A 13,540-nucleotide genomic window follows, 5' to 3' on the forward strand; every position below is an offset into this window, starting at 1 on the left:
TTTTTTTTTGATAAGCATATTGCATCAGTAAAAAAATGGTACAACGCAGAGGTAGAAAAAAACAGGAGGTATACACCACAAACAACCGCGTAAAACTGATACGTGGAGGTAAGGAGTATTTCAATTTACTTCTTCAACTGATAGCTGCAGCAAAAAAGCAGGTTCATGTGCAGGTCTATATTTTTGAAGAAGATACGACAGGGCGGATGATAGCAGATGCATTGAAGGAAGCCGCACAAAAAGGAGTTGAAGTGCATCTGTTGGTGGATGGTTATGCCTCGAGCAAATTAAAACAAACATTTTTGAAGGAGATGACGGATGCCGGAGTTCATCTTCGCTTCTTCAACCCGCTTTTCAAAGGGAAGAATTTTTATTTCGGCCGACGTATGCATCACAAAATTGCAGTTGCCGATGCTGAAATTGCACTGGTTACCGGGGTAAATATTACCGACAGATACAACGATATGCCTGATCATCCGGCCTGGCTTGACTTTGCTGTGTGGCTGGAAGGCGATGCGGCTCTTGATCTTTGTAATATTTGCTGGAGTACCTGGAATAATTATCTGACACCAGCCGCACCGGCAGATTGTTCGAAAGTCAGAACGTCTGCCACATTTCCGGAAGAAGAAAATTCCTCTGTAAGTGTACGGAGAAATGATTGGGTGAGAAGAAAAAATGAAATCAGTTTTACATACATCGATATGCTTCGTCGTGCGGAGAAACAAGTCGTTATTTTATGCAGCTATTTTCTCCCCGGCAAACAAATCCGCAGGCAAATGAGCAATGCGACAAAACGCGGTGTAAAAATTACAGTGATTACTGCCGGCATTTCTGATATTATTCTTGCAAAATATGCAGAACGTTATCTCTATGCGTGGATGCTTCGTAATAATGTTCAGATTTACGAATACCAGCCAAGGATACTGCATGGAAAGATTGCCGTTGCCGATTCCAGCTGGCTGACTGTCGGTTCATACAATATCAATAACCTTTCAGCATATGCCAGTATAGAATTGAATTTGAATATCCGTCAGGAAAAGCTGGCCAAAGAAACGGAGGAGATGTTATTAACTATTGCTGAAAAAGAATGCATCCCAATCACTGATGAATACCTGCGCAAATCAGATAATATACTGGTAAAATTCGGTCGTTGGTCTTCTTTTCAGATCCTAAGATTTCTTTTATATCTTTTTACTTTCTATTTTAAGCATCAACGCTAACGTTCAACCCTCTGCTTTCAACTTTCAACGTTTAACTTGAATATTCGCCGGCTCAATATCCTGCGGAATAAATCTGTCATCGATCAATTCATTCAACGGCACTCTCTTCTTCAACAATCCCAAACCAATGCCCATATCCTGGATGAGTTTGAAATCCTGCTCTGAGGGAGTGAGCTGCACATAACTTACTCGCCTGGGTTCTGATGTCAAAACATATTCAAGAACTTTCTGATCCTGCCGGAAATAAGGCGCAACAAGATTTGCAGCTTCAGAGCGATTCTTCTCTGCCCAGGCTCCTGATTGCGCTATTCCCCGAACAAGATCTCTTACCACATCAGGTTTATCATTGATCAGATCTTCATGTACAACGAGTGCGCATGAAATAAAATTTGGCCATATATCTCGTGCATAATACAATACACGTCCATAACCATCAAGTTCTGCTTTAGCGCAAAATGGTTCGCCGACAAAATAACCATCTATCGCTCCGGATGCAAGTGATGTTGGCATATCTGGCGGTGGCAGAACCACAAACCTGATATCTTCTTCTTTTAATCCGTAATCTGCCATCAGTTTATGAAAGACAAAATTCTGATTGCTGAATAGGCTTGGAATTGCTACTGTCTTTCCCTTCAGATCACCCATACTCCTGATATTGCTTTTTTTCGCAACAATAATTTCTGATCCATCGCGGTGACCGAGATAACAAATTTTTACCGGTACACCCTGCTCACGTAATTTCATGGCAAGAGGAACAATCATAAAAGTAGCTTGTACCTGCTTTGCCTCGAGTGCACTTACGACTGTAGGAAAATCAGTAAAAACACGGCTGTTGAAATTGGTATTTGACTTTGTTGTTTTTGATGCGAAATCAGTAACGGGGCAAGTAAGGTGACAGGTAACCGGCAGATAACCAACGGTAAGTTCACGGGTGGCAAGGGTGTTGGGACCATCATGTACAACATCACGGACATTAAGCGGCGCAGTTTTATTCCAGGGTTTGAATCGAAGCAACCCAAGTACTAAGAGTACAGCAAGTGTACCTGTTACTAATCCGGCGAAGCTTACTTTCATATTCTAAAATTTCGATGATGCATTTCGGATATTTTTTCAGATATCCTTTCCTGTGGGTGTTTCAAGGCCAAGCACATCCAGTATTTCTCTTGTAGCAGCAATTACTGAATCGGATGTCGGATTGCGTGGCCGATCCGTATTAATATTTAGTTTCCTGGAGATATGTGCTGGTCGGGTGGAAAGTACAATAACTTTATCTGCCAGTTGCGCAGCTTCTTCAATATCATGGGTTACAAAAACAACTGTGCGTGGCCTTTTCTTCAAAATTCTGACAAGTTCATACCTCATTCGCAGCCGGGTTTGATAGTCCAGTGCTGAAAATGGTTCGTCCATCAGTAATATATCAGAATCACCAGCAATTACTCTTGCGAGTTCAACCCGTTGGCGCATTCCCCCGGAAAGTTGATGCGGATAATGATGTTCAAATCCTTCGAGATGAATAAGCTCAACCAGGTCCTTTATTTCTCTTTCCCTTTTTTGTTTGTCATCGAGATTTCGAAGACCCATAGCAATATTTTGCTCGACTGTCAGCCAGGGAAACAGACCGTCCTGTTGGTAAACCGTTCGTATTACACCATCAATTTCAACTGATCCGGATGAAGGTTTAATATATCCTGACAGCAAGTTGAGCAAAGTTGTTTTGCCGCATCCGGATGGACCTACAATGACAACCATTTCTCCGGCTTTTACACGAAGATTCAGGTTGCGCAATACAGCAAGTCCGCTGTAGTCGTGCGAAACATTTTCCAAAGTCAGCCGCCATATTTCATTTTCATCGCTCATATCCCCAGCGTATGTTTGGCATTTTTGTGAATTGCATAAATAATCGATCAATTCCCATTCCCAGCAAACCAATCACGATCATATAACAAACGGCAGCGTCTAACCGAAGTCCGTTTCTCGCCTCCCAGATGCCATATCCAAGTCCATCCTGGCATCCGACCATTTCAGCAGCCACAATCACCACCCAGGCGATTCCATAACTCACACGCAACGACGTTATGATCTGTGGCAATACCGCTGGAAATGTCACCCTTGTAATTGTTTCCCAGCTGCTGTATTTAAAATCATAGGCAACCCGGAAATAAATGGCAGGAATAGTGGCGACTGCCGACATTATTGCTATGACCAACGGGAAAAAACTCGCCATAAAAATCAGGAAAATGGCGGGCTTGTCGCCGATATGAAACCAAAGTATCGCGAATGGAATCCATGCAAGGGGCGAAAGAAACCGGAAAAAGTTTAACATCGGCGTAAATGCTTCACGCGCACGTAAATGTTGCCCCAGCCAAAGCCCAAGCGGGATTCCCAATAGAGCCGAAAGCACAAATCCAACAGCGACCCGCCAGAGCGAGGCAATCATGTCATTAAACAATCGTCCTGAAATCAGCTCTTCTTTAAAACTTTTTAAAACTGCCAATGGAGTCGGCAATGCATATGAAGGAAAAAGGTTAAAGAATGATATCAGCGACCATAAGATTACCAGGGAAAGTAAAACGATTATTGGAAGAACCAAACGGCTCCGGTTGCTTCGGCTATGCCTGGAAGTAACTTTTTCTTTGGAAATTTCCCGGACGGACGCTGTGTCGGAATTTGACAAATCAGATTGGCTTTTGGTCGATAAAAATAACCTGATTCCGCGAAACGGGGAAAACAGATACTCTTTGACTGGTCGCAAACGACGTTCCATAGCCGATTTTGCCAGCAATTCACCAATTATATTTTTTTAAGATATGCTGTATTGCCTATTTTCGGCTTGTTAATCATCCTAAATTTTAATTACTAAAAACGGTATTTACCATGGAAAACGAAAAAACCATCGTTAAGAACCAGGAATTCATTCTTGAAAACCAGGGCATCATTAAAGGCAATCAAGGCAAGATCGTCGAGAACCAGAAAAGTCTGAAATCGAATCAATCCACAATCCTCGATAATCAGAAAGCGCTGAAAGGTAACCAGGGAACCATCGTAAAAAACCAGGCGGGTATTAAAGCCAACCAGGCAGCAATCCTGAAGAATCAGGGTGGTATAAAAGGAAACCAGTCGACAATCCTCAAAAATCAGGCTGCAATAATGAAGAATCAGAAAGAAATTCTGAAAAATCAGCAGACACTGAAACAGATCGTAAAAAATCAAGAGGCAATTTTAAAGTTGCTTAAAAAATAATCACGGTGATTTCTTTCTGATCGCAGCAGTAATGCTGCTTTTTTTTTGTTCAATCATTGAATAACGGGGAATATGTTTACTAATTTTAGTAAGCTAAGCGGTGATGTATGAAAGCAAGCATTGGCTTTTTGGTTTTTCTGCTGTTATTTTTTTCATGCCGTAAAGAAGATCTTCAATCTGCTTCCGGGAATCCTGCAATTATCAAAATACCTTCGAAGGTTACTTCCTTCAAGCAGGATGGGAAAATTATTTTGCGACAAGTCACTTTCAGTTACGATCAGCACAACAGGTGTATAGAAATACTCGAAAAATTAAATTTATCTGATATCGACAATGGTGCTCTGAAAACAATATCCCGCTGCGTTTTTTTTTATAATGGTGATGAATTATTGCCTTATCGCATGTACCAGGATGGAGATGAGAATGTCGGAACGACATCAGATGTTTATTTCTCCTATAATACCGAAGGCAGGAAATCTGGTGATTCAATCATTTACACTATTGGTAGTGCAGGTGCGAAGTATTTGAAAATGGCAGAGTACAAATATGCGAAGGACCTTTTGTATTTCCGGAGATCACAGATAAGCATTTCCGGAGATCCGTTTTACGTACCGCTTAATTTTAATGATACAGCCTATTTTTCTGGTGAGAATGTAACCAGGTTTCACGTTGATAAAATCTATTTTCTTGGAAAATCGACTTTCGAGTATGATACTAAAATCAACCCGTTCCGGTATTTGAATATTTCGGAAGCGTATTTGAAAATAGGACCTGATCTGTTGGAAAAATGGCCTTTCATATTCGACTTTGGAAACATGAATGTGCTAGGTTATAGCAGAAATAATATTTTAAAATTCAATAGCTATCTGGGTAGCAGGGCAAATCTTGAATTTACATTTACCTATGATAATGATGGGTATCCTGCGACAGCGAAGGCAAGACTTGGTGCCAATAATTATATTTCAGACATCATTTATGAATATTGGTAAAATGGATGCCGTAAATATTTTTGCTGCTGTATCCCTGTTTTTGTTTAGGCTATTCGGTTGACCATTGCAGCAAATGCATCGAAGTATAAATTTGACTGTCAGGATATTTAGTTGAACCTTATCTTTATCGCAGCCGGTTTATCGTCCAATGGCGGATCTTAGGATAACGGACATTAAACATGATATCCCGGCTATTTTGTACAGGATTTGTACTCCAGCTGCAGCATTATATACACCTACCGGTGGAAAGGTTTCCATGTGATTGAACTTGCCAGTCTGAAAAGTACTTCAGCATTTAAGTACGTGTGATTATCTGCAACATAGTTAAAAAAGACATCCGGTCTTCGATTTGTACGCACATAGTGTTCTCTCAAAACGATCAAAATAAAATACATGTCCGCTCAATTCTATCTCGTGTCCCGAAGGATATTAGATTGTCGTAACATCAGCAGTTTCAAAACCCGTAGCGCCAGCATCATCGGTTACTATTAATGGTATTTTATACTCACCGGCTGTTAAATATTGAAGAATAGCTGTTGAAGAGCTTTTTCCAGTAATGGTGATAAAATCCGGATCGGAAATTTTTGTCCGGCTATACTGTACTATTTCGCCATCAGGATCATATGACGAGCTTCCTTCCAGTACTGCATCATCATGCGGTAATTGAATGCTGATGTTGCCCGCGGCGACGACTACCGGCGAAGTTGATCGTGTTGATTCTTTTCGATATGCAGGAAAAGATATTGAAGTCAGTAGGCCAAAAAAAAAGAGCAAAAATAGATATACCCCGTTTCATACAATTATCTTTTCGTGTCGTCAACGGTGAAGGCCTCTGCAATAAACCACAGGTATTTTTGGGAAGAGAATGGTACGAAATGCAAAATCCGCAATCTGCGGGTTTTTTACCCTCGTGCGGACTGATCCTCTATATATGCCGGGTAGGAGAACCGGCCTCTTTGATTTAGCCGTATTGTTGATCAACACTGACAGATATTGATCTGCGACTTTATTTTTTGGATAATTTCAATATCCATTAAAAAATAATCCACGAACTTGTATTAACAACTTAATGATTGCAGCACAATACATTTTTAGGAATAGAGATCGGGGGAACTAAACTGCAAATCTGCGCAGGCGATGAGCATTCCAATATCGTCACCAAGTTTCAGTTCCAGGTCGACGCCTTGGGTGGCGGAGCGCTCATCCGAAAAAAAATTGAGGAAACCATTTCTGAAATTATGTTACCTGAATTAGCTGGAATCGGCATCGGTTTTGGTGGCCCGGTAAATTATCTGACGGGAGACATTGCGAGCTCATTCCAGGTAGATGGATGGTCGGGATTTAATATTATTCAATGGATGAAGGAATTTGCAGGAGTAAAAGTTGCAGTAGATAATGATGCTAATGTGGCGGCACTTGCAGAAGCGTTGTATGGAGCAGGAAAAGATTTTGAAAGGGTACTGTATCTTACCCTCGGTAGTGGAGTAGGAGGTGGATTTGTGATCGATCAAAAAATTTATCATGGTCGATTCCCGGGTGAAATTGAAATAGGACATATTCGCCTTGAAAAAGCAGGAAAGACCCTGGAATCTTCCTGCTCTGGCTGGGCTGTCGATAAGAAAATACGCGACGCTATAACTTTAAATCCATCAGGTATGCTTGCTCAATTGGTGGGTGATAGAAAAAGGGGAGAGGCGATGGTTCTTTTGCAGGCTCTGAATAGAAATGATGATATCTCATGGAAACTTTTCAATGACACAACTGATGATCTTGCTTTCGGCCTTTCTCATGCTATTCACATATTGAATCCTGATGCGATTGTGATTGGCGGAGGACTTTCATACCTGGGAGATATTCTGATGTCATCTCTTACAGAAAAAATTCCCGGATACCTGATGAGGCCATTTATTCCGGCTCCGCCCATATTTACAGCCGCCTTAAAAGATATGACAGTACCTGTCGGCGCTCTTGCACTGGCAAGGCAGTCTGTCGAACAAAAAGTAAATCATAATAACGGACAGTAATAATATAAAATGATGAAAGATTTTGTAGCTGCATACCTGGACCAGCAACAGCAAACGCAATCTGCGATTTCACAGGAGAAAGTGACTGATCTCATTGGGATATTTCACCAGGCATGGAAAGAAGATCGTCGAATATTTGTTGTCGGAAACGGGGGAAGTGCAGCAAATGCCTCGCATTTTGCAACTGACCTTGGAAAGAGCGCTTCCGATAATATGGGCAAACCTTTCAAAGTTGTTTCATTGCATGACAATACACCCTGGATCACTGCGATTAGTAATGATTACGCCTACGATCAGATCTTCGTTCGTCAGCTCATCAACTTTGCTCAGCCTGGTGATATTCTTTTTGCCATGAGTGTTAGCGGCAATTCTCCTAACGTTGTAAACGCAGTGGAATGGGGAAAGAAAAATGGTCTTTATTCTGTTTGTCTTACCGGTGCTCAACTTGGTCGTCTGGCTGAATTGGGCGACTTCGTAATTTCCATTGAATCAAAGCATTTCGGCAGAGTAGAGGATGCGCACATGGGCATTTGCCACATGATCTGTTATGCATTTGTAGAACATCCTGGTGCCTTTCGTTCTTAAAATAGCAAAATAAGAGCTATAAATGGTGAGGAAAATGGTTTAGCTTTGCATTCATCAGATGATAGGATGATTTAATGGAAAGAATAATTATTCGAAAATCTCTCGCCGATACGGTGGCTGATGAGCTCCAGCAACAAATCAGGAAAGGAGTTTACCCTGTCGATTCACGCTTGCCTATTGAACCCGAGTTAATGCAGATTTTCGGTGTGGGCCGCTCAACAATTCGTGAAGCCATTCGAATACTTTCAAACAATGGATTGCTAAGAGTTCAGCAGGGGCTGGGCACGTTTGTAGTGCGCAGCCAGGTTGCTGAATCGTTGGATACACAATTTAGTCGCTCAGGTATTGCTGATATTCTTGAGGTAAGACAATTACTTGAACAGAAAATCGCAGAGAAAGCAGCGATCAACAGAACAGAGGATCAGCTGAAAAAAATGAAGCAGCTGTTGAAGAAGAGAAAAGTGCTGGCGGAAAAAGAAGAGACCGAAGAATGCATTCGTACCGATATCAGTTTTCATATTTCGATTGCCGAAGCTTGTGGAAACCCTATACTTACTGACCTGTATAAATCCGCATCGAGCCATGTTTCCCGATGGTTTATGAAGAGTCATAAGAATGCAGCATCATTCAGAAAAACGCAGGGTATGCACGAAGATCTTTACGGAGCCATCGAGCAGGGCGACGCGAAGAAAGCGGCGATGATTACAGCGAAAATTATTGAACATATTTAGCAGTCGTGAAGCAGAACTCAACTGCCCAACAATCAATCTACTAAAACAGTAGAAGGCCTGAACCAGACGAAAAAAGCAAGCATAACTGCATGGGCTCTGACGACGACAACTAACAACTAACAACTAACAACTAACAACTAATTCAAAACATCAGATGACATGATGTCAACAAAAGTAACAGAGCAGGCACAGAATGGAATAACAGCAACACTAGCTCCGGAGGCAATAAAAACGCAGGAAACAATGTATAAAGTCCTGTTCGCGATCAGTATCACACATCTGCTGAATGATATGATACAGTCGACAATCCCTGCAGTATACCCGATACTGAAAGAAAATTACACTTTAACTTTCACGCAGATCGGATTTATTACACTTGCGTTCCAGATGACTGCGTCGATACTTCAACCTTTCATTGGACATTATACGGATAAGAAGCCGAATCCCCGTTCACTCGCAATAGGCATGACTTTTTCGCTGATGGGCTTGCTTAGTCTCGCATTCGCACATAGCTTTTTAGTGATATTGCTCTCTGTAAGTATGATCGGTCTCGGATCTTCAATTTTCCATCCGGAAGCATCACGTGTCGCGCATCTCGCTTCCGGCGGCAAAAAGGGATTGGCTCAATCCATTTTCCAGGTGGGTGGCAATTCCGGAAGCGCTATCGGACCACTGCTGGCCGCATTAATTGTGCTCCCCCACGGTCAGCCTTACTTGAGTGTTTTTGGCATCGGTGCTATAACCGGAATTGTGATCCTATGGAAGATTGGCAGCTGGTATCAACAGAAAATAAATTCCGGAACGGCTGCAATTTCAAAGAAAACTTACGGTTCACATTTGCCGGTATCAAAGAAACGAATCGTTTACTCGTTACTGATATTATTGGTTCTGGTCTTTTCGAAATATTTCTACATGGCTTGCATGACGAATTATTTTACATTTTTCCTGATAGATAAATTCCACGTGTCAATTCAACAATCGCAGATCTACTTGTTTGTGTTCCTTGCTGCGGTTGCGGCAGGTACTATTCTCGGCGGTCCGTTGGGCGATAAATATGGAAGAAAAAATATCATCTGGGCTTCAATACTTGGTGCTGCGCCGTTCACACTGGCATTACCTTATGTGAATCTGTTCTGGACAATAGTTCTCGCAGTTATTATCGGGCTTATTATTTCCTCTGCGTTTTCAGCAATTCTCGTGTACGCAACTGATCTTGTTCCCGGGAAAGTAGGGCTTATTGCGGGATTATTTTTCGGATTGTCTTTTGGTCTTGGCGGAATCGGATCCGCAGTTCTTGGAATTCTAGCAGATCATACCAGCATCAATTTTGTTTTTCAAGTTTGTGCATATTTGCCATTGCTGGGAATCATTACAGGCCTCTTGCCTGACCTGCGCAGATCCCGATGATTTAATATGAAGGATAGACGTTTCCAAACCGGGTAAAACCTGTTGATGGTCTTTCACCCTCATTGTCTTATCCTTTAGGGGCCCGGTAAAAACACTACATCTTTTTTATTGTCTTGCGCCCTTTCCGGGCTAAAAAGAAATCAGTGCACACGGCTGATATTAAAAAAGAGCAGGGCAGATTCGTTTTTAAAAAATCTTCCTGCTTATAACCTGAAAGGACAATTTCTGATGTATTCAACTATTTAAAAGGTAAACAGATCAATCCAGTTAAATAAACTAATTATTTTTTTCAACGATAACTGCAGTCAACTCGTTCTTCGCAACCCGGCGCCCGAAGTGGACTGCTCAATTGGGCCTTCGCAGATCGCCAATCGAACTTTATTCTTCAATTCTTCACTCGTATTTCGTCATACGTCCTTTCTCTAGTCTTCTCTGCTTCCGTCATCCGCCATCCGCACCAGCTTAGGCTCAAAACTGGCAACCACATCCACCAACCCGGTTTGCGCAGACATCACCTTGCGAATATCCTTATAGGCTAAAGGTGCTTCATCCATTCCACCACCTATCAAAGTTACTTCGTTTGCTGCGAGCATTTCTTTCATCTCTTTTTTAGAAAGATTTTTTATTGCTGCGGTACGACTCATCTGTCTTCCTGCTCCATGCGACGCTGAATTGATTGACAACTCAGTCCCTTTACCTCTCACAAGAAATCCTGGTGCAGTCATAGAACCTGGAATAATTCCCATCACATTCAATCCTGCAGGGGTCGCCCCTTTTCTATGTACGATCACATCTTCATTGTTCCACTTTTCTTTCCATGCAAAATTATGATGGTTCTCCGCCTTCGTCAGCACCTCCGCCCCAACCGCTTTTATGATCTTGTTATGAATTACTTCATGACAGGCAGATGCATAATCACCTGCAAGATTCATTGCGGTCCAGTATTCCTGTCCTGCCTCGCTATCCAGGTCAAGCCATGCAAGATTTGCTGCTTCATAAGGAAGTTTGCATAACTCTTTCGCCAGCTTCGTGTAATGGCCGGCGATAGTAGCGCCTAATCCCCTTGAACCGGAATGTGTGAGCAATGCAAGATACCTTCCCGCGTTTACACCAGTTGCCGCATCATCTTTTTCAAATTCTATAATTCCGAACTCAACAAAATGATTTCCCCCACCAGATGATCCTAATTGAGTCCATGCACGATCTTTTAAATCTGCAACCAATGTGTTCATTCCGAATGCGTGGTTTTCAAGCACAGCATGATCTGCACGGTGTTGTCCGGTAAAGCCATTTCCTGCTCCAAACCTGGTATTCTCCAGCAAATGCGTTTTGAAAGCACCAAGATTGTTTTTAAAATAATTTTCAGGAATATCAAAAACAGACAATGCCATTCTGCAACCAATATCAACTCCCACACCATAAGGAATTACTGCATTTTTCACAGCCAGTACTCCACCGATCGGTAGTCCATATCCCGCGTGAGCATCCGGCATCAGTGTACCACCAACCGTGATCGGTAGTTTCATTGCAGTCGCCATCTGCTCTTTTGCGCCTTCTTCAATATAACTTTCGCCATACATTTCATAGTGCGGTACTTCTTTCTTTAGCGGAATTAGGGTATTCGATGGAGTATTATTTTCTTCAATTAAAGATGTAGCAAGTTTTGCAAACAATGCATCATCAAGGTATTTTTCAGGACACTCAAGTACCAGCTTATACTGCTCAAGCATCTCGTCTCTCCTGAAACCATTTCTTTTCCTGTTGATTTTTAAAGCAACACCAATGCTGGGTCCATTTTTGTATCCCATCTGGATCAGGTCATTTCCGTTGATTTGTTTAGTCGTCATAAGCAATAAATTTAAATACTGTTCTATACATGCAAAGCTTGCACCCGTCTGCGCAAAGTAGTTGCGCAGAACCTCTGTTTTTTGAGTTATTTTTTAATATCATGAGAACGAGGCTGATAGTACGGTATATCCGGCACGACTCCCCAATTGATTCAAAAACTGCGCAGTTCTATTGCGCAGGTGATTTTACCCGATGTATTTTTTTGATATTTTTAAAGTTGAATTTATTTTATGGCGATAAATAAACTTGCGCTCATCCGCTATCGTACCATTGATCAGTGTCTGTCCAACAGGCGCAGAAAATGGACGTTGGATGATTTGATGGACAAAGTATCTGCTGCGTTGTATGAGGCAGAGGGAATTAAATCAGGTGTAAGCCGCAGGACCATACAGGCTGATATTCAGCTGATGCGGAGTGATAAACTCGGTTATAATGCACCGATAGTTGTTCGGGAGAAAAAATATTATACCTATGAAGTTCCGGAGTTCAGTATCAATAGCTCCCGGGTAACCGGTGCTGATATTGACAAGATGAATGAAATCGTTAGTGTGCTGAAACAGCTGAGTGGTTTTTCCTACTTCGATGAGATGAACGATATCATCGCAAGACTTGAAAATTCAGTCGGGAAAACCAGAACAAACGGCCGAAGCCTCATCCAAATGGAAGGCAATACCCTGTTAAGAGGAATCGGGCATATTGCTCCGCTTTACCAGGCTATAAAAAAGCAGTTGCCTCTATTGATTAATTACAAATCATTTACCTCAGATGAAGCCCATCAACAGGTATACTTTCCCTATTTATTGAAAGAGTATCGCAATCGATGGTTCCTCATCTGTAAATCAAAAAAAGAAAACCGTTTAGTTACATTAGCATTAGACAGGATTACCGGGTTCGAAGAAATGGCCGCAAAAAACTTTGTTCCTTATAACGGTATTGATTTCGAAAGATATTTTGCTGAAACTATCGGTGTAACCAAAGGCGAAAAGGATCGTGCGCATAGAGTGATCCTAAGCGTTGATAAAAGGAATGCTCCTTATGTTTTGACCAAACCCCTCCATTCATCGCAAACAATAATAAAGGAGGATGCTGCAGGTATTATCATTCGCCTCGATGTTACGCTCAATTTTGAATTGGACAGGGAGATACTTGGTTTCGGAGAGGGAATCATGGTTCTTGCGCCTAAAATTTTGCAGAACAGAATTGCGAGGAAGCTGAAGAATGCTTCGGCACAGTACAATAGCCGGTAGCCTGCAGTTGCAGGCTGATTAAGTGAAAAGACAAAATCCGACTGTCAAAAGTCAACGATCTGTAGCCAGATATCCATTGACGATATAGAATTGTTGAATACGTCACGAATGACGTACGCTTCGATTTTGAAACTGAAAACAGCTGCTATTTTGGTTTCGACAGAAAAATGCAATTTGAAAAGTCAGCGACGCTTATTCTACCTGGTGCCCTCTGCCCATTCAAGATTTGCATTAATTGAGCCGGCTGTT

Annotated in this window: 13 protein-coding genes; 8 read left to right on the forward strand and 5 right to left on the reverse strand. The window is 41.8% G+C overall.

What is annotated here, in order from left to right; all coding sequences use genetic code 11:
• Positions 1 to 35 precede the first annotated feature (35 nt).
• On the forward strand, positions 36 to 1,220 hold the full coding sequence (locus tag P2W82_RS13180) for a phospholipase D-like domain-containing protein (protein WP_336516361.1): 1,185 nt from the start codon (positions 36 to 38) through the stop codon (positions 1,218 to 1,220).
• A gap of 24 nt (positions 1,221 to 1,244) precedes the next feature.
• Here P2W82_RS13180 and P2W82_RS13185 read toward each other — a convergent pair whose 3' ends face one another.
• Genes P2W82_RS13185 through P2W82_RS13195 form a run of 3 tightly spaced genes read right to left on the reverse strand, consistent with a single transcriptional unit; the run spans position 1,245 to position 3,894 of the window.
• The gene (locus tag P2W82_RS13185; RefSeq protein WP_336516362.1) at positions 1,245 to 2,294 is read right to left on the reverse strand and encodes an ABC transporter substrate-binding protein; all 1,050 of its coding nucleotides are present in this window, start codon (positions 2,292 to 2,294) and stop codon (positions 1,245 to 1,247) included.
• Positions 2,295 to 2,330: 36 nt separating this feature from the next.
• Complete coding sequence (locus P2W82_RS13190; protein ID WP_336516363.1) at positions 2,331 to 3,077, reverse strand: ABC transporter ATP-binding protein; 747 nt, start codon at positions 3,075 to 3,077, stop codon at positions 2,331 to 2,333.
• A complete protein-coding gene (locus P2W82_RS13195; RefSeq protein ID WP_336516364.1) occupies positions 3,067 to 3,894 on the reverse strand; it encodes an ABC transporter permease in 828 nt (275 codons plus the stop codon). The genes P2W82_RS13190 and P2W82_RS13195 overlap by 11 nt, the downstream gene beginning before the upstream one ends.
• Before the next feature lie 200 nt (positions 3,895 to 4,094).
• Between P2W82_RS13195 and P2W82_RS13200 the strand changes: the two genes are divergently transcribed.
• Complete coding sequence (locus P2W82_RS13200; protein ID WP_336516365.1) at positions 4,095 to 4,460, forward strand: hypothetical protein; 366 nt, start codon at positions 4,095 to 4,097, stop codon at positions 4,458 to 4,460.
• Positions 4,461 to 4,567: 107 nt separating this feature from the next.
• Positions 4,568 to 5,449 carry a hypothetical protein gene (locus P2W82_RS13205; RefSeq protein WP_336516366.1) on the forward strand — a complete coding sequence of 294 codons (882 nt, stop codon included), beginning with the start codon at positions 4,568 to 4,570 and terminating at the stop codon, positions 5,447 to 5,449.
• Between the two features lie 429 nt (positions 5,450 to 5,878).
• Here P2W82_RS13205 and P2W82_RS13210 read toward each other — a convergent pair whose 3' ends face one another.
• Positions 5,879 to 6,223: a PKD domain-containing protein gene (locus tag P2W82_RS13210; protein ID WP_336516367.1), complete on the reverse strand. Its 345-nt coding sequence runs from the start codon at positions 6,221 to 6,223 to the stop codon at positions 5,879 to 5,881.
• A gap of 299 nt (positions 6,224 to 6,522) precedes the next feature.
• Here P2W82_RS13210 and P2W82_RS13215 point away from each other — a divergent pair, with 299 nt between their 5' ends.
• The 4 genes from P2W82_RS13215 to P2W82_RS13230 all read left to right on the forward strand — a co-directional run bounded on the left by P2W82_RS13215 (position 6,523) and on the right by P2W82_RS13230 (position 10,196).
• Entirely contained in the window at positions 6,523 to 7,473 is a 951-nt protein-coding gene (locus P2W82_RS13215; RefSeq protein ID WP_336516368.1) for an ROK family protein, read from the forward strand.
• Between the two features lie 9 nt (positions 7,474 to 7,482).
• A complete protein-coding gene (locus tag P2W82_RS13220) occupies positions 7,483 to 8,058 on the forward strand; it encodes a D-sedoheptulose-7-phosphate isomerase (RefSeq protein ID WP_336516369.1) in 576 nt (191 codons plus the stop codon).
• Positions 8,059 to 8,132: 74 nt separating this feature from the next.
• Positions 8,133 to 8,789 (forward strand): FadR/GntR family transcriptional regulator, encoded by a 657-nt coding sequence (locus tag P2W82_RS13225; RefSeq protein ID WP_336516370.1) that lies wholly within the window; start codon positions 8,133 to 8,135, stop codon positions 8,787 to 8,789.
• 159 nt (positions 8,790 to 8,948) lie between these two features.
• On the forward strand, positions 8,949 to 10,196 hold the full coding sequence (locus P2W82_RS13230; protein ID WP_336516371.1) for an MFS transporter: 1,248 nt from the start codon (positions 8,949 to 8,951) through the stop codon (positions 10,194 to 10,196).
• A gap of 422 nt (positions 10,197 to 10,618) precedes the next feature.
• On the opposite strand, the gene P2W82_RS13235 is transcribed toward P2W82_RS13230, so the two are convergent.
• Positions 10,619 to 12,043 (reverse strand): RtcB family protein, encoded by a 1,425-nt coding sequence (locus P2W82_RS13235; RefSeq protein WP_336516372.1) that lies wholly within the window; start codon positions 12,041 to 12,043, stop codon positions 10,619 to 10,621.
• A gap of 231 nt (positions 12,044 to 12,274) precedes the next feature.
• Between P2W82_RS13235 and P2W82_RS13240 the strand changes: the two genes are divergently transcribed.
• Entirely contained in the window at positions 12,275 to 13,291 is a 1,017-nt protein-coding gene (locus tag P2W82_RS13240) for a helix-turn-helix transcriptional regulator (protein ID WP_336516373.1), read from the forward strand.
• Positions 13,292 to 13,540 lie beyond the last annotated feature (249 nt).

The organism is Pollutibacter soli (assembly GCA_029269725.1).
In the GTDB taxonomy this organism is placed as follows: domain Bacteria; phylum Bacteroidota; class Bacteroidia; order Chitinophagales; family Chitinophagaceae; genus Pollutibacter; species Pollutibacter soli.

What these genes read in the sequence shown, in the direction of transcription:
- P2W82_RS13180 (WP_336516361.1), top strand. Translation starts at nt 36, where the DNA reads ATGGTACAACGCAGAGGTAGAAAAAAACAGGAGGTATACACCACAAAC.
- P2W82_RS13185 (WP_336516362.1), bottom strand. Translation starts at nt 2,294, where the DNA reads ATGAAAGTAAGCTTCGCCGGATTAGTAACAGGTACACTTGCTGTACTC.
- P2W82_RS13190 (WP_336516363.1), bottom strand. Translation starts at nt 3,077, where the DNA reads ATGAGCGATGAAAATGAAATATGGCGGCTGACTTTGGAAAATGTTTCG.
- P2W82_RS13200 (WP_336516365.1), top strand. Translation starts at nt 4,095, where the DNA reads ATGGAAAACGAAAAAACCATCGTTAAGAACCAGGAATTCATTCTTGAA.
- P2W82_RS13205 (WP_336516366.1), top strand. Translation starts at nt 4,568, where the DNA reads ATGAAAGCAAGCATTGGCTTTTTGGTTTTTCTGCTGTTATTTTTTTCA.
- P2W82_RS13220 (WP_336516369.1), top strand. Translation starts at nt 7,483, where the DNA reads ATGATGAAAGATTTTGTAGCTGCATACCTGGACCAGCAACAGCAAACG.
- P2W82_RS13225 (WP_336516370.1), top strand. Translation starts at nt 8,133, where the DNA reads ATGGAAAGAATAATTATTCGAAAATCTCTCGCCGATACGGTGGCTGAT.
- P2W82_RS13230 (WP_336516371.1), top strand. Translation starts at nt 8,949, where the DNA reads ATGATGTCAACAAAAGTAACAGAGCAGGCACAGAATGGAATAACAGCA.
- P2W82_RS13235 (WP_336516372.1), bottom strand. Translation starts at nt 12,043, where the DNA reads ATGACGACTAAACAAATCAACGGAAATGACCTGATCCAGATGGGATAC.
- P2W82_RS13240 (WP_336516373.1), top strand. Translation starts at nt 12,275, where the DNA reads ATGGCGATAAATAAACTTGCGCTCATCCGCTATCGTACCATTGATCAG.